The organism is Acinetobacter sp., assembly GCF_039596015.1.
In the GTDB taxonomy this organism is placed as follows: Bacteria; Pseudomonadota; Gammaproteobacteria; order Pseudomonadales; family Moraxellaceae; genus Acinetobacter.
Genome location: NZ_JBCNKN010000002.1, coordinates 210,965 through 226,946 on the forward strand (window position 1 = coordinate 210,965; position 15,982 = coordinate 226,946).

Consider the following 15,982-nt stretch of genomic DNA (forward strand, 5'->3'; position numbering starts at 1 on the left):
ATGGCAAAACCTTATTATGAATTTTTTTGTCCTGTCAAAATTATTGCGGGTCATGCTGCACTAGAACATATTCCGTTTGAACTAGCCACCTTAGGTGCAAAACGCCCACTGATCATTACCGATAAAGGTGTACGTACCAATGGTCTACTCGCGCCCATTGAAGCTGCTTTTATTACAGCAGAAGTTGAAATTGGCGCAATCTTTGATGAAGTCCCACCTGACTCTAGTTTAGACACTGTTCGCTTGGCGGCAGCACTGTATCGAGAGCATCAATGTGATGCCTTGATTGCAGTTGGTGGTGGTTCAGTTATCGATACAGCCAAAGCAACCAATATTTTAGTCACCGAAGGTGGTGATGATCTGCTCAAATATTCAGGTGCGCACAATCTCCCAAAACCGCTTAAACCTTTTTTCGTGATTCCTACAACGTCAGGAACAGGTTCAGAGGTCACTATGGTTGCTGTGGTGTCCGACCCTGAAAAAAGCGTTAAAATAGCTTTTGCATCTTATTATTTGATGCCACATGCGGCTATTTTAGACCCACGCATGACCATGACATTGCCCCCACATTTGACTGCAATGACTGCAATGGATGCCATGACACATGCCATTGAAGCCTATACTTGCATGGCAGCCAATCCTTTAAGTGATGCTTATGCTACGGCTGCCATTAAAAAAGTCAGTCAAAATTTATTTAAAGTTTTAGATAACCCTAAAGATCATGAAGCACGTCTGGAACTGGCTCAGGCATCGACAATGGCAGGCATTGCCTTTTCCAACTCAATGGTCGGTCTCGTACACTCTCTTGGTCATGCTTTAGGTGCTGTTGCACATCTGCCACACGGGTTATGCATGAACTTATTCTTGCCTTATGTGCTGGAATATAACCAAGAAATCAATGGTCAAAAAATTGCAGATTTACTCCTTCCACTTGCAGGCAGTGAAATTTACGCACAAACCCCTGCATCTGAACGGGCAGAAAAAACCATTGATACCTTATATAAGATTCGCAATCAGCTTTATGCACGTACCAAGTTGCCTCGTACTTTAAGCGAAACAGGAAAAGTACAAGAAACTCAGTTTGATGAAATTGCAGAAAAAGCACTCAATGATGGTTCTATTATTTACAACCCGAAAGAAGCATCTTTAGAACAATTAAAGAAAATTTTGCAAAAAGCTTGGTAAGTTGTTTTGACCTCTCAATAAAAAATGCGTAATGTCATTTGAACATTGCGCATTTTTTGTTATATAAGAAACTGTTGTAATCATGATGTTCTGAACTGGCAGATTTTTTGCTAATTGAATAATTAATTGCTGTAAAGTTATATCAAATTGATATAAAGTTGCGCTCTTCGTTTTACATAGTAGGGGGGATCGTTCGTCCTAAACGATCCTAAAAATTCAGCTGATCCTTGATCAACGATTATGAGGATAACGCCGTTGACACATTCTTCTGGGACTCAACCGGCAGCTTCACTGCAAAAAACACTTCTTCTTGGCCATATTATTATTATTGGATTGGCCTACATCCAACCTATGACCCTATTTGATACCTTCGGTATGGTATCTAATGCAAGTGTCCAACATGTTCCCACTTCTTACTTCTTTGCTTTACTGGCCGTTTTATTTACAGCCTTAAGCTATGGAAATATGATTCGACGCTATCCATCATCTGGCTCTGCTTATACGTATGTACAGCGTTCAGTCCATCCCAATGCAGGCTTTATGGTCGGCTGGTCATCATTACTGGACTATATTTTAAGTCCGATGGTGAATATTCTACTGGCTGTTATTTATTTAACAGACATGTTCCCGGGCGTGAACCACTGGGTTTGGGTCATTGGACTAACCGTATTTATGACATGGGTTAACCTGCGCGGAATTAAGTTTGTCGCAAACTTCAATGGCTTAATCGTATTCTTCCAGATTTTAGTCATTCTGATATTTGTTATCTTAATTATCAAACAATTAGCAATTGGTAACACTGCACTTAACACATTAGGTTTATCTACAAACCACGATGCAACCCTGTGGTCAACAACACCATTCTTTAGCGATCAGGCAAAAGTTGGAGCGTTAATTACAGGTGCGACTATTCTATGTTTCTCATTTACAGGATTTGATGCGCTCAGTTCTTTAGCTGAAGAAACCCATGAAACAGATAAAGTATTACCACGGGCGATCTTCTTAACAGCGTTGATCTCTGGGATTATTTTTATTGCTGCAACCTACTTCATGCAACTGTTCTTCCCAGGCAATCCAAGCCAATACTTCCATGATGTCAATGCAACCCAACCTGACATTTTACGTATTGTCGGTGGAGAAATGTTTAAGTCAGTGATTTTGGCTTTTGCAATCGTCACTGTCATGGCGTCTGGTATTTCTGCACATGCAGGGGTTTCTCGACTCATGTATGTTATGGGACGTGATGGCGTATTTAACAAAAAATACTTTGGTAGTTTAAGCAGTAAAACGCACTCACCTGCATTCAACATTATTTTGGTGGGTGTCATTGCTTTATCAGCAGGTTTTACCGATCTGGATCATGTGGTGTCATTGATTAGTTTTGGTGCATTAACGGCTTTTAGTTTTGTTAATTTATGCGTCATTTCTCAATATGCATTGCGTGAAGGACGTACTAAAACGCCAAAAGACATTTTTAATTATGTGGTTATCCCGTTATTAGGATTTATCGCTGTTGGTGCATTATGGCTTCAAATTGACCATGTTGCACTAAAATGGGGAATTATTTGGGCTGTTGTGGGTGTTTTATTCCTTGGTTATAAAACCAAAGGATTCAAGATTCCACCGCCTCAATACAAACACGACTAATCAACTGTCATCTCCATAAAAAAACCAGCAACTCAAATTGAGCTGCTGGTTTTTTCTTTGCAACCTTTGAATTAGCCTGCAAGTTTTTCAGCGACAGCCAATACACGTTTTGCATATACTTTTGCTGTGTCTAAATCACCTGATGGAATTTCATCAACGCTTGCGTCAGATGGGCTTTGTACCAATAAACCAACTGAACCGCCCAAGTTATTTACATCTTGGCGTGTTGCCGCTTTGCTGTTTGCAGGAAGTAATCCTAAGCTTACCCAAATTCCGCCATGTTGAGATGCCAAAGTTTGAAGTTGAATTAAAGTAACTTGCTTGTCACCATTTAAGCTTGCACTGTTCGTGAAACCTGCAAAAACTTTATCCATCCAACCTTGAGTAAACCAGATTTTAGAAGTTGCATCAGCAAATTTCTTAAATTGCCACGGCGATGAACCCATGTATGTTGGCGCACCAAATACAATCGCATCTGCCTGATTTAATGTTTCCCATTCAGCTTCTTGGATATCACCTTGTTGATCGATTGCAATCAATGTTGCATCAATTTCTTTTGCGAATGTTTCTGCAATTACTTTAGTGTGTCCATAACCAGAAAAATATACAACTGCGACTTTAGCCATATTAGAACCTGTTTTTTCATTTTAGAAAGGAATTGCTATATGATATATTTTAGAAACTAACTGTCAATTAGTTACCATGAGGTAACTACTGGCAATACACCCAAATTAGCACGGAATGTATAAAATTAATATGACAGCTTTATCGAGTTACAACATTTATAGTATGCATTGCCCTGCACGGCTTTTTTTTGAAACACTTGCCAATAAATGGGTACTTCTGATCATGAATGCACTCGAGTATTCTCCTCAACATTTCAATCTATTAAAAAAGAACATTGAAGGAATTTCTCCAAAAGTACTCTCAAAAACACTGAAAAATCTAGAACGTGATGGTTTTGTAAAAAGAACCGTCATTGACACCAGCCCTGTCCGAGTCGAATATTCTCTGACCACGCTTGGAACAGATTTTTCCAAAACTGCATATCAATTAAAAGAATGGGCAGAACAAAATATCAATCGAGTTTTACATGCACAACAAACCTATGATGCAAACAACAAAACCGAACTGAGCAGCACCTAAGGTCTGCTCATCCATTGCGGTTTATACAATGCAGATTTTTAAAATAGCACAAGACATATCGTTGAATATTTAAGTATGTCGGCTCTGATGTTTTTATCTTAAAATATTAAAAATTTTGTACTGCAATAACGACATATCATGTAAATATCTGTGGAATAACCCAAAATAAAAAAGTGCCAGTCAAATGCTGGCACTCCAATCAATTTTATACAAAATTACAACGGCTTGAACCCCTGCTGACGCCAAGCTTCATACACAATCACAGCCGTCGCATTCGATAAATTTAAACTGCGTGAGTTTTCTGTCATTGGCAGGCGAATCCATTGTTGTTCTGGAAACAATAACCGAACAGCTTCAGGCAGACCACGTGTTTCTGGCCCCATAAGCAGCGCAACAGGTCGATTTAAATCGACCGTATGCGGAGTTGCTGAACCTTTAGTGGTTAATGGAAAAATATGCTCAACGCCTTGCGATTTCAAATCTGCCAGACATTGCTCAATATTGTCCCAAATTTTCATACGGGCATACTCATGATAGTCTAAGCCTGCACGTCTTAACTTTTTATCATCTAATTCAAACCCCAATGGCTTGATTAAATGTAACTGTGCGCCAGTATTGGCACATAGCCGAATAATATTTCCTGTATTACTTGGAATTTCAGGCTCAAATAAAACTACATGAATCACTTCATTACTCACTTGTAAGCATTTATTAATCAACTCAGGCAGACATTGCCTTGCGTTTAGACAGGTTTGCTACTGACTTTCTTCCATACAAGTACAGTTTTCCCAAGAGACTTTAAATCCCAAACGAACTGCATCTGATCATCCGGTTCACTCACCCCATTGCAGTTGTTCGCGCAATGTGACTACTTCACCAATAATGGTAAGCGTTGGCGCATGAATTTGATGCTCTGCAACCTTTGATGCAATATCTTGCAAAGTTCCGACAACAACTTTCTGTTCAGGTGTTGTACCTTTAGAAATTAATGCCACAGGCATATTGGGGCGTTGACCATGTGCGATCAATTGTTTACAAATTCGGTCTAATCCGACTAAACCCATATACAGAACCAGCGTCTGGTTTTCGTAGACCAGTTCCTGCCAAGGCAATTCAGGAGACCCCTCTTTCAAATGCCCCGTTAAGAACCGAACACTTTGTGCATAATCCCGATGAGTCAAAGGAATTCCTGCATACGCAGAACAGCCAGATGCCGCAGTAATCCCCGGCACAACCTGAAATGCCACACCTGCGGCAAACAGTTCCTGAATTTCCTCACCGCCACGCCCAAAAATAAATGGGTCACCGCCTTTCAGACGACACACTCGTTTACCCTGCTGTGCATATTGCACAAGGAGCGCATTAATCCCGTCTTGAGGCACACTATGATTTGAACGGGCTTTTCCTACATAGATTTTAACTGCATCACGACGGCATAATTCTAAAATAGGTGCAGACACCAAACGGTCATAGATCACCACATCAGCCTGTTGCATCAAACGTAATGCTTTTAGGGTCAATAGTTCTGGGTCACCAGGTCCTGCCCCCACCAAATACACCTCTCCTTTCGGAATTGACCATGTATCAAGTGCTTGCCGCATCATGTCATGAGCTGTGTCGAGATTTCCTGTAAAGACCTGTTCTTTGATGGCACTTGCATAAACATCTTCCCAGAACACTCGGCGCTGGTCAGGATTGGAAATTTTTTCCTTCACCTGTTTACGCCACTGCCCTGAAAATTCAGCCAGTTTCCCCATCCCTTGTGGAACCAAAGTTTCAATTTTGGTACGAAGTTGGCGAGAAAGAACGGGCGATGTGCCATTTGAAGCCACCGAAATAACCAAAGGTGAACGATCAATAATGGCAGGCATCATAAAACGACAGTGAGGAATGTCATCCACACTGTTCACCAGTAAATTACGCTGTTCACACAAGGCAAAGACCTGATGATTCACCTCGGCAACATTGGTCGCGGCAATTACCAGTCGATAAGGAAATGCTAGATCTTTTTCGGAAAAAGTATGCTGCAAAAATGTCCCTGTCGATTTTTTTACAATCTCAAGTAAATTTGCATCAATTTCAGGTGCAACCACATCAAGGATTGCCCCTGCTTTTTGTAACAAAATCGCTTTACGATAGGCAATATGCCCACCGCCAACGATCAAACAACGCTGCTGCTGCAACTTGAGTGAGATTGGAAAAATTTCCACAACAAACCTCTAACTTTTCAATTTGATCGTTTTAAGCAAAAATCATGCACAAAATTAATCGATATATGCCAAACCGCCCATATACGGACGTAATGCCTCTGGAATCTCGATTGAACCATCAGCACGTTGGTAGTTTTCCATCACCGCAAGTAAGGTACGACCTACGGCCAAACCAGAACCATTCAATGTATGTACCAGTTCAGTTTTCTTTTGGTCTACACGGTAACGTGCCTTCATACGGCGTGCCTGAAAGTCGCCCATATTCGAAATACTTGAAATCTCACGATAGGTATTTTGACTTGGAACCCAAACTTCTAAATCATAAGTTTTAGTTGAACCAAAGCCCATGTCGCCTCCGCAAAGTAAAATTTTACGATATGGCAAGCCTAAAGTTTGCAAAATTCCTTCGGCATGTGCAGTCATTTCTTCCAAAACTTGCATTGAACCTTCAGGTTTTACAATCTGTACCATCTCAACTTTGTCAAACTGGTGCTGACGAATCAAGCCACGTGTGTCACGACCATAAGAACCCGCTTCACTACGGAAACATGGGGTATGCGCTGTATATTTGAGTGGTAAACGATCTGCATCAATAATTTCATCACGCACAAAGTTAGTTACAGGCACTTCGGCTGTTGGAATCAGGTAATATTCTTTTTCACCTTGCAATTTAAACAAATCTTCTTCAAATTTAGGAAGTTGACCTGTCCCACGAAGTGAATCTGCATTCACCAAATAAGGCACATAAGCTTCGGTATAACCATTTTTAAGCGTATGCGTATCCAACATAAACTGGGTTAATGCACGGTGTAAACGAGCCAAAGGTCCTTTCATGACACTAAAACGCGAACCTGTCAGTTTGGTTGCAGTTTCAAACTCTAAACCGCCCATAAACTCGCCCAAGTCGGTATGATCTTTAATGTCAAAATCAAACTGACGTGGTGTTCCCCACTTTAAGATTTCAACATTATCACTTTCATCTTTTCCTTCAGGGACAGACGCATCTGGCAAGTTTGGAATAGACAATGATTTTTGTTCAATCTCATCTTGTAATTCGGTAAGCGCGACTTCTGCGGCTTTGATTTCATCACCAATGGCTTGCATACGCGCCATGATCTCAGAAGCATCACCGCCTGATTTTTTGATTTGTCCGACCTGTTTAGCACCAGCATTACGCTCTGCCTGCAAATTTTCTGTTTTCGACTGCAGTTCTTTACGACGTGCTTCTAATGTTGCCCATTCTTCAACATTTAAGTGCACACCACGTTTTGCCAATGCCTGATTTACTGCTTCAATATTCGTTCTAAGTAATTTCGGGTCGATCATAACCAGTCAAATTGCATAAAAAAGATTGTCTAATAGTGTAAGCGGTTCACTATAAAAAATATAGTCACCCGTGACTTACTTATCCAAAATTGAGAACCTATTCAGGCAAATATTGTGGCTGAATCAAACCCTGTGCATCACGATACGGTAAAGTTAATTCCGTCATTCCTTCTGCATAAGATGCCAATTCATAAAGCGGATAAACAAAGACAATCCCATGAACGCCATAGTAAAAGTTATCACTCAGTTGCAGTTTTTCTTTACTAATCTGGTGCGCGTCAAGCCACTGCCGATTTGCCTCATATAATGCAGCTAAAACCTGCTGTTGCTTACCCTGCTTCATTAACTGGTCTACCATTACACGGCGCTTATTTTGCAAATCTAAAATTACATAATCTTCATGGTACATACCATGTGCCGCGCCCGCATTATAGGTCGAAGAATCAAAAACAAAACTCGCTAAATTTTTATTTTGCCCCACATAACGGACAGAATATTGATTTTGACCCACTTGCTCTGGAGCAACAGACGATGCGGGTTTAGATGATGGTTTAAATGCCAAAGGTACATCTTTTTTTAACCGATCCATAAAATACGCATTGATCCACGGTACATTACTTTGAACACTCGCCAATTGATAATTGGTACATTCATCCGTTTCACAGACAACCGTTTGCGTTAATTTTACAGGAACCGTTTTTGCTTGAATAAGCGGAATGGATTGCGCTTTGACTTCGGAAGCCGCTTGATGATTTGAACTTTCAGTTTGCGATGTTGAAGACGATGGCTGACACCCTGCCAAAAAACCACCAACCAGTAAACTCACCACAAGTGTTTTAGAATAATGATTTTGCCACTGCCACATCATGAAAATTTCCTGATCCTTATTTCCATTCACTATACAAAATTTATAGTTCATTAAAAAATAAGAGAAATGTATCCCAAGGCAAACATCCTCAAACAAAGTCATTTTTACGATTCAAAATGCGATGGATAGGGCTCAAAAATTTCGATGAATAGCGTTTCCTGACATTTCATTTACAACCATTGTCATTAACTGAAATTCTACTAACCAACATAAAATAGAAGTGAAAGCAACGTCATATTAAGTTTCAAAAAGAATTTTTATATAGACCTTCGGAATGAAAATATTTTTAAAATTGTTTCGTGAATAATAAACTAAGAGTGGCTGAACTTTATCATTCTTATTTCAAAGGCTTAAGAACCTTACATCTTTTCATGCAAATCGTGAACATAAACAACTTATAAATCAATACAAAAGATTCGTTATTATAAGAAGATATATACAACCGCATTGGACTGCAATATCAAAAAATATTATCAGTCCAATAACGATTGGCGACTTACAACATTAGCATGACCACATAATGTTGCGATTGATCAGCACTTATTGATCAATAATATCGGTGCCTTTTGGCGGAGTGAAATTAAAAGTTGATGCAGGAATTTTTGCATTTTTATTCACTTGGCTAAAGCTGACAGTTGTGGTTTGCCCTAAAGAGTCATTTAAGATCATCAATGATGGTACACCATTTGCACCAAAACTAATGGTTAAGTTTTGGAATGCACTGTCTTTTGCCTTCGGTTTTAAGGTGTAATAAGTTTTGCTACGGTCTGGCTGAGTCACATGATACGACTGCATAATCTGAGCTGTATTTCCTGACAGCAATAATGCAGGCGTATTGGCAACCTGATCACTTAAACTTTGACGAACAGCTTGCTGTAAATCGGGATCATAAATCCAAACGGTTTTACCCGAAGTTACAATGGTCTGTTTAGATGGAGAAGTGGTTTCCCAGAAAAATTTCCCTGGGCGCTCAACCTTCATCACTCCTTGGAATGTTTGATTGAGGTGTTGAGAGGTCAACCCTTTTTTCTGAACAGTCTTTTTACCATTTGATTTTGTAGTTTGAGTAAAATTTGCAGAGAAACTATGTAAGCCCGTAAGTTGTTTGACCAGATTTTGAGTGGCTTGCTGTTCTGAGGCAGCAACAGGCGCTGCAAGGGCATGCATACTGACAACAGGTGTTGCAATAAACGCAACACTCAAAACAGCCGTACTCATTTTTTTACCAAGCATTTTCATGGTTTAAACCTTCTTTTATCTTTTAAATACACCCTATAGGATGTCTTTCATACTAAGCCACACAGCCACATGCAAGAATAGAAAAATTGAGAAATTTTGTACACTTATATCTTCGATTTGTGACAATCATTTAAAATTTGAATAAAGTATGAACGGTCAAAAAAATTTAACCATAAAAAAAGCCTGCATAAGCAGGCTTTTTTGTCACAGTCTAATACTTATTCAGCATCAACTGTTACGTAGCGACGGCCAAATTGACCTTTCACTTCGAATTTTACTACACCGTCAGCAGTAGCAAATAAAGTATGGTCACGGCCCATACCTACGTTTGCACCAGCGTGGAATTCTGTACCACGTTGACGAATGATGATGTTACCAGCAGTTACAGTTTGACCACCGTAAACTTTAACGCCTAACATTTTAGGATTCGAATCACGACCGTTTTTTGTCGATCCACCGGCTTTTTTAGATGCCATGTCTACTTCTCCTCGTGATTAGCCTGAAATACCAGTAATTTTCAACTCGGTAAACCATTGACGGTGACCTTGTTGTTTACGGTAATGTTTACGACGACGCATTTTTACAATGCGAATTTTGTCATGACGACCATGACCAACCACTTCTGCAGTTACTTGAGCGCCAGCAACAACTGGAGCACCGATTTGAATGTTTTCACCGTTTACAAGCATTAATACATCGTCAAATGTAATTGTTGTACCAGTTTCAGCTTTCAATAATTCTACTTTAAGGGTTTCACCCTCAACAACACGGTGCTGTTTACCACCGCTTTGGATTACTGCGTACATATTGTACTCCACACTGCCCGTGTCGTCGTGCCGATAAAGGGAATATCGATCTTAAAACGAGCGCCACTGGGGAATTGTTCAAAGGCGGTTATTTTATGCAAAAAATCGCCAAATCTCAAGTGAAGTTTCCGTTTTTTTATTTTTATGGCACCACTTCTCTTATAGTTTCGATAATTCCTATGAAATCATGTGCTATGTTCAAGAAAATTTGAGGAATTTGTGGTATAAAACAGGCTTTCCAATGTAACACGATCATTGGATTATCAAGCATTACGATAAGTTTGCTCGTAAAACGACATATAACATTTAATGGATCTAAGGTTTTTATTTGTATGGCCATTGATTTTAAGCAAGATATTCTCGCTCCTGTTGCCTCTGATTTTGCAGCTATGGATAAATTCATTAATGAAGGAATTAGCTCTAAAGTCGCATTGGTCATGTCAGTGAGTAAACATGTGGTTGAAGCAGGCGGTAAACGCATGCGCCCGATTATGTGCTTACTCGCAGCGCAAGCCTGTGGTGAAACAGATTTATATCGGACACAACGACTCGCAGCCGTCATTGAAATGCTCCATACTGCAACATTGGTTCATGATGATGTCGTAGATGAATCAAACTTACGACGTGGGCGTCCGACAGCAAATGCAACATGGAACAATCAAACTGCCGTTTTGGTTGGAGATTTTCTGATTGCACGTGCCTTTGATTTATTGGTCGATTTAAATGACATGGTTCTGTTAAAAGATTTTTCAACAGGAACCTGTGAAATCGCTGAAGGTGAAGTACTACAGCTACAGGCACAGCATCAACCTGACACCACCGAGCAAACCTATCTCGATATTATTCACGGTAAAACCTCTCGTCTATTTGAACTCGCAACCGAGGGCGCTGCGATTTTAGCTGGCAAGCCTGAGTACCGTACTGCGCTCAGACAATATGCGGGACACTTTGGTAATGCATTCCAAATTATTGACGATATTTTAGACTACACTTCTGATGCAGAAACATTAGGTAAAAATATTGGTGATGATTTAATGGAAGGTAAACCAACTTTACCGTTAATCTCTGCATTAAAGAACACATCGGGCGAAGAACATGACGTAATTCGTAAGAGTATCGCAACAGGTGGCTTAACCGAACTTGATCGTGTCATTCATATTGTTCAAAACAGTGGCGCTTTAGATTACTGCCGTGAACGTGCAAAACAAGAAACTCAAGCTGCGATTACTGCATTACACATCCTCCCTGAAAGTTCCGCTCGCCAAGCCTTATATAATTTAGCCATGCTAGCATTAGACAGGATTCAATGATTAATCATCAAAACGCAACACAACTTCTTCAGCAAATTAAATTCTCAATCCAACAACAGCTTGAAAATGATCAAGCCGTTGTTGGCGAACAAGCACTGATTGATTTTGTTCGCATATTACGCCCTAAAAATGCAAAAGATTCACAAGAAATCCATCAAAATATTCAAAATGTTATTCAAGTCGTTTTACAAACGCCTGATTTTTCAAATGTCCTTAGACGCTATATTCTTCGGTTAATCACACAATATAAGCAAACCAGACTGTATTCAGACAGCGGCATTCTTTCTTTAGATGGTTTTTGGGACCAGCTTGGGCAACGTATCGTTTCACATATTCTCCCGCCATTAAATGACGACACCCAATTACAAGATCTTGTCGCTAAAGTTTTTTATCTCCCAAGCGATCATTATTGGTTAGAACGCATTGAACAGAGCGACTGGATACTTTTCTTTGGATTATTTGATAACAGCACCTCAGATCAAATCGCAAAAAACAATATTCGGCAAAGCCTGATTAAAGCGATTAATGTTTTGAGTTACCGAATTAGCGGGATTGGTTTATTCCCAGAGCTAATTTACGCTGAACCCAAATTAATTGAATATGAATCTCCTTTTATTGCACAAAATAGAGAGATTATTCATTTCGTACAGCAATTTAATACGCCAATACAACAACACAATGAAGTCAGTGTTTTCCCTCCACCAGATACCGCTCAGGCTTTTGTCATGATTGAACAATGTCTGGATATTGTTGCCAATATTCGTCGGGCGACTAAACGTATTGGTGTGAGTTTAAATCTGACCTATTTATTGACCGTGTTGGAGCAAAGCCTTGATCGTTTAGAAATCCTGTTACAACTGGTCGATTACCAATCCAAAACACATGCTGTTGCAGCAAAAGAGTTGCTTTATAACTTAATTAAAGCAACCCATAATGAAAAAAGTGTCGGTGCTTTACTCTCTGCAAATAGTGAGTTATTGGCATTACAGGTCACAGAAAATGCCAGTAAAACGGGCGAGCACTATGTAAGCACAGACAAAAAAGGCTTTTTTGACATGTACCGTGCAGCCGCTGGTGCAGGTTGTATTATTGCCGTGATGGCAACCATTAAAATTTTGTTGTCACGACTGGTACTCTCACCGTTTATGCATGCGTTTAGTTATAGCATGAACTATGCATTTGGCTTTGTGTTTATTCATATTCTCCATTTTACTGTCGCTACAAAACAACCTGCCATGACGGCTGCCGCACTTGCATCGACCGTGCAACAAAGAAAAGGAACAAGAACAGCGCAGCTAGCCGAACTTGCCGAATTGATTGTGAATATTATTCGGACTCAATTTATTGCAATTTTAGGCAATATTACCCTTGCAATGCCGATTGCAGCGCTGATTACTTTTCTTTGGCAAAAAGGCTGGAATGAGCCCTTACTCAGCAACACCAAAGCCGCGTATACATTACATTCATTAGACCCTTTTACCTCATTGGCTGTGCCGCATGCAGCGATTGCTGGTGTCTGTCTGTTTCTTTCGGGACTAATTGCAGGCTATTTTGACAATATGGCCATTTACCGAAAAATTGGCCCACGTATAAAAGCGCACCAGCGTTTACGAAAGTTACTCGGTGAGCAACGTCAAAATAAATTTGCAGATTATATCGAGCGTAATTTAGGTGCGCTGGCAGGTAATTTTTTATTTGGCATTATGCTAGGTAGTATGGGAACCATTGGTTTTATTTTGGGGCTACCCCTTGATATTCGCCATATTGCCTTTGCATCAGCCAATTTAATTCAAGGCTTAATGTGTATCCAAAGCCCAGATCTTGGCCTGATTTTAATTTCGACCTTCGGTGTGATTTTAATCGGCCTAACCAACCTTTTTGTGAGCTTTTCACTCACCATCCTTGTTGCTCTCCGTGCCCGTCGTGTTCGTTTTGAACAGTGGAAGCCTTTGGTCAAATTAGTGCTAACCCATTTTTTCACACGACCAAGCGATTTCTTTTGGCCATCTCGCTCAGAGCAATCAGACAACCATTCTGAACATCCACATAAATAATATGATTCTCACCTTGCTGTCACAAACATACAGTAAGGTAAAAACATCTTGCCAAGATTATTGTGTCCACGCGCTTAAGTGCATTATTTTATTTCGAATCTGATCACATTTATCATCAAAAATTACAAATGATCTCCCTCAAATATTTCAAATTGTTTTTCTTTGGTAAACAAGTTCTGCTTTTCTGTTGCAAGATGAGATAAGCTTCTCCAAAGTGATCTAATTTTCACCTTGAAATAAAGTGTACTGACGAGTACACTTGCAACCTGACCAGAGTCTTCAACTTATCAATACAAGGGATGCTCTATGCCCAACCTTTATCTGTATATAGGTGGCATTTTTTTCGGAATCAGTGTAATCACATTGCACTGGGGTTTTACAAATCCATTCGATAGTGTTGTCGTCGAGTTTCTCAGTGAGCATCGCTTTGCCTCACTCAATGTTGTAACACAATGCCTCTCATTGATTGGTGGCATGCCTTTTGTATTACTATTTACTGCACTCTGGTGCTTATATTTCATTGTAAAAAAGCAATATCGACCTGCAATATTTATTATTGTAGGAATAATAGGCAGTATAGTTCTAGGTTGGTCACTCAAATGGGCTTTTGTTCGACCTAGACCAGATCTTGTCTATGCAATTGTGAAAAGTTACGGCCCATCATTTCCAAGTGCCCATAGCTTATATGCCGCAACCCTAGCGAGTATAGGTATATGTCTTTATCGGCAGCAACGAAGTTTTTATGTTGTTGTTTTAATAACAATATGGTGGCTGGTCATGGGTCTTTCAAGGGTCTATGCGGGTGTACATTTTCCAACAGATGTTTTGGCTGGATGGGGGCTTGGTTTCATATGGATCTCTCTATTATGGCGACTGCTTCTACGGATAAATCAGAAAAATTCTGGGTCTATTTTTTAAAATTTATAAAGAGGTGGAACAATGATGTCAGCTAAGCTTTGGGCCCCTGCCCTTACTGCTTGCACATTAGCAATAAGCATAGCGCTTGTTGGCTGTAACAATAAAAAGGATGCACAGCAAGCTGCCGCATCCCAACAGGCTCCAATGGCTGAAGTTGGAGTTCTTGTTGCACAGCCGCAAAATGTCGAAAAAACCGTGGAACTTGCGGGAAGGACTTCTCCTTATGAAGTATCAGAAGTCCGACCTCAAACCAGCGGTGTGATTTTAAAACGTCTTTTTGCCGAAGGAAGCTATGTTAAAGCAGGTCAAGCGCTTTACCAACTCGATCCTCGTACCAATACTGCATCTGTCGACAATGCAAATGCAGCTTTACTACAGCAACGTGCCAATTTGGCTTCATTGAAGACCAAAGCGAATCGTTATCAACAATTGATTGGAATCAATGCTGTTTCCAAACAAGATTATGATGATTTGATGGGACAGATTCATGTCTCAGAAGCTCAAATCGAAGCTGCTCAAGCCGAACTTAAAAATGCCAAAATCAATCTTGGCTATTCAACCATTCGTGCCCCAATTTCAGGTCAAACCAACCGTTCGACTGTCACAACAGGCGCATTGGTTACAGCAAACCAAACAAATGCTTTAGTGACCATTCAACGTCTAGATCCAATCTATGTTGATATCAATCAATCAAGCAGTGATTTATTACGTTTACGCCAAGAGCTTAAACAAGGCAGCTTGGACAATAGCAACAATGCCAAAGTGAAATTAAAACTTGAGGATGGCAGCATTTACCCAATTGAAGGGACGTTGGCATTCTCTGATGCAAGTGTAGATACCAGCACTGGCAGTGTGACCATTCGCGCTATTTTCCAAAACCCAAATCATTTATTGCTTCCGGGTATGTATGCCACTGCACAGATTGTTGAAGGCGTATTACCAAATGTGTATCTGGTTCCTCAAATTGCGGTTACACGTACCCCAACAGGTCAAGCAACCTTATTTGTTGTAAATCAAAAAGGCAACATTGAAGTGCGTAATGTCGAAACTTCAGGTACACAAGGTTCAAACTGGATCGTGACCAAAGGTTTAGTCGCTGGCGATAAAGTCGTGGTTGACGGCGTTGCAAAAGTGAAAGAAGGTCAACAGGTGAAAACTACACCTTATAAACCACAACCTGATGCTGCAACGACTCCAACAGCAAAACCAACGACAGCTCAAGCGCCTACATCATCCACTGAACAAAAAGCAAAACAACATGCTTAAAAGGGGT

General features: G+C 40.2%; 15 protein-coding genes. 7 read left to right on the forward strand and 8 right to left on the reverse strand.

Annotated elements, in window-relative coordinates; genetic code table 11:
- Positions 1-1,185 (forward strand): iron-containing alcohol dehydrogenase, encoded by a 1,185-nt coding sequence (locus tag ABDV70_RS02775; protein WP_343595222.1) that lies wholly within the window; start codon positions 1-3, stop codon positions 1,183-1,185.
- Between the two features lie 240 nt (positions 1,186-1,425).
- Positions 1,426-2,832, forward strand: coding sequence for an APC family permease (locus tag ABDV70_RS02780; RefSeq protein WP_343595223.1), 1,407 nt, complete (start codon positions 1,426-1,428; stop codon positions 2,830-2,832).
- A 71-nt stretch (positions 2,833-2,903) separates the two neighbouring features.
- Here ABDV70_RS02780 and ABDV70_RS02785 read toward each other — a convergent pair whose 3' ends face one another.
- On the reverse strand, positions 2,904-3,458 hold the full coding sequence (locus ABDV70_RS02785; RefSeq protein ID WP_343595226.1) for a flavodoxin family protein: 555 nt from the start codon (positions 3,456-3,458) through the stop codon (positions 2,904-2,906).
- A 130-nt stretch (positions 3,459-3,588) separates the two neighbouring features.
- Between ABDV70_RS02785 and ABDV70_RS02790 the strand changes: the two genes are divergently transcribed.
- Positions 3,589-3,978 (forward strand): helix-turn-helix domain-containing protein, encoded by a 390-nt coding sequence (locus tag ABDV70_RS02790; protein ID WP_343595480.1) that lies wholly within the window; start codon positions 3,589-3,591, stop codon positions 3,976-3,978.
- A 215-nt stretch (positions 3,979-4,193) separates the two neighbouring features.
- Here ABDV70_RS02790 and ABDV70_RS02795 read toward each other — a convergent pair whose 3' ends face one another.
- The 7 genes from ABDV70_RS02795 to rplU all read right to left on the reverse strand — a co-directional run bounded on the left by ABDV70_RS02795 (position 4,194) and on the right by rplU (position 10,427).
- The gene (locus ABDV70_RS02795; protein WP_343595228.1) at positions 4,194-4,664 is read right to left on the reverse strand and encodes a tRNA (cytidine(34)-2'-O)-methyltransferase; all 471 of its coding nucleotides are present in this window, start codon (positions 4,662-4,664) and stop codon (positions 4,194-4,196) included.
- 147 nt (positions 4,665-4,811) lie between these two features.
- A complete protein-coding gene (cysG, locus tag ABDV70_RS02800) occupies positions 4,812-6,188 on the reverse strand; it encodes a siroheme synthase CysG (protein WP_343595230.1) in 1,377 nt (458 codons plus the stop codon).
- Positions 6,189-6,242: 54 nt separating this feature from the next.
- On the reverse strand, positions 6,243-7,514 hold the full coding sequence (gene serS / locus ABDV70_RS02805) for a serine--tRNA ligase (protein ID WP_343595232.1): 1,272 nt from the start codon (positions 7,512-7,514) through the stop codon (positions 6,243-6,245).
- Between the two features lie 97 nt (positions 7,515-7,611).
- Positions 7,612-8,382, reverse strand: a complete 771-nt coding sequence (locus tag ABDV70_RS02810; protein WP_343595234.1) for an RsiV family protein — start codon at positions 8,380-8,382, stop codon at positions 7,612-7,614.
- 540 nt (positions 8,383-8,922) lie between these two features.
- Positions 8,923-9,621 (reverse strand): outer membrane lipoprotein chaperone LolA, encoded by a 699-nt coding sequence (gene lolA / locus ABDV70_RS02815; RefSeq protein ID WP_343595236.1) that lies wholly within the window; start codon positions 9,619-9,621, stop codon positions 8,923-8,925.
- A 218-nt stretch (positions 9,622-9,839) separates the two neighbouring features.
- Complete coding sequence (gene rpmA / locus ABDV70_RS02820) at positions 9,840-10,097, reverse strand: 50S ribosomal protein L27 (protein ID WP_343595237.1); 258 nt, start codon at positions 10,095-10,097, stop codon at positions 9,840-9,842.
- Between the two features lie 18 nt (positions 10,098-10,115).
- Entirely contained in the window at positions 10,116-10,427 is a 312-nt protein-coding gene (rplU, locus tag ABDV70_RS02825; protein WP_343595239.1) for a 50S ribosomal protein L21, read from the reverse strand.
- Positions 10,428-10,759: 332 nt separating this feature from the next.
- Here rplU and sdsA point away from each other — a divergent pair, with 332 nt between their 5' ends.
- The 4 genes from sdsA (at position 10,760) to ABDV70_RS02845 (ending at position 15,975) form a co-directional block, all read left to right on the forward strand.
- A complete protein-coding gene (gene sdsA, locus ABDV70_RS02830; protein WP_343595241.1) occupies positions 10,760-11,737 on the forward strand; it encodes an All-trans-nonaprenyl-diphosphate synthase in 978 nt (325 codons plus the stop codon).
- Positions 11,734-13,791: a site-specific recombinase gene (locus ABDV70_RS02835; protein WP_343595242.1), complete on the forward strand. Its 2,058-nt coding sequence runs from the start codon at positions 11,734-11,736 to the stop codon at positions 13,789-13,791. The genes sdsA and ABDV70_RS02835 overlap by 4 nt, the downstream gene beginning before the upstream one ends.
- Positions 13,792-14,097: 306 nt before the next feature.
- A complete protein-coding gene (locus ABDV70_RS02840) occupies positions 14,098-14,709 on the forward strand; it encodes a phosphatase PAP2 family protein (RefSeq protein WP_343595244.1) in 612 nt (203 codons plus the stop codon).
- 21 nt (positions 14,710-14,730) lie between these two features.
- Entirely contained in the window at positions 14,731-15,975 is a 1,245-nt protein-coding gene (locus ABDV70_RS02845; protein WP_343595245.1) for an efflux RND transporter periplasmic adaptor subunit, read from the forward strand.
- Positions 15,976-15,982 lie beyond the last annotated feature (7 nt).

Coding starts and splice junctions, on each gene's coding strand:
- serS (WP_343595232.1), bottom strand. CDS start 7,514: ATGATCGACCCGAAATTACTTAGAACGAATATTGAAGCAGTAAATCAG.
- sdsA (WP_343595241.1), top strand. CDS start 10,760: ATGGCCATTGATTTTAAGCAAGATATTCTCGCTCCTGTTGCCTCTGAT.
- rpmA (WP_343595237.1), bottom strand. CDS start 10,097: ATGGCATCTAAAAAAGCCGGTGGATCGACAAAAAACGGTCGTGATTCG.
- ABDV70_RS02845 (WP_343595245.1), top strand. CDS start 14,731: ATGATGTCAGCTAAGCTTTGGGCCCCTGCCCTTACTGCTTGCACATTA.
- ABDV70_RS02840 (WP_343595244.1), top strand. CDS start 14,098: ATGCCCAACCTTTATCTGTATATAGGTGGCATTTTTTTCGGAATCAGT.
- ABDV70_RS02835 (WP_343595242.1), top strand. CDS start 11,734: ATGATTAATCATCAAAACGCAACACAACTTCTTCAGCAAATTAAATTC.
- rplU (WP_343595239.1), bottom strand. CDS start 10,427: ATGTACGCAGTAATCCAAAGCGGTGGTAAACAGCACCGTGTTGTTGAG.
- ABDV70_RS02780 (WP_343595223.1), top strand. CDS start 1,426: ATGAGGATAACGCCGTTGACACATTCTTCTGGGACTCAACCGGCAGCT.
- ABDV70_RS02785 (WP_343595226.1), bottom strand. CDS start 3,458: ATGGCTAAAGTCGCAGTTGTATATTTTTCTGGTTATGGACACACTAAA.
- ABDV70_RS02775 (WP_343595222.1), top strand. CDS start 1: ATGGCAAAACCTTATTATGAATTTTTTTGTCCTGTCAAAATTATTGCG.
- ABDV70_RS02810 (WP_343595234.1), bottom strand. CDS start 8,382: ATGATGTGGCAGTGGCAAAATCATTATTCTAAAACACTTGTGGTGAGT.
- ABDV70_RS02790 (WP_343595480.1), top strand. CDS start 3,589: ATGACAGCTTTATCGAGTTACAACATTTATAGTATGCATTGCCCTGCA.
- lolA (WP_343595236.1), bottom strand. CDS start 9,621: ATGAAAATGCTTGGTAAAAAAATGAGTACGGCTGTTTTGAGTGTTGCG.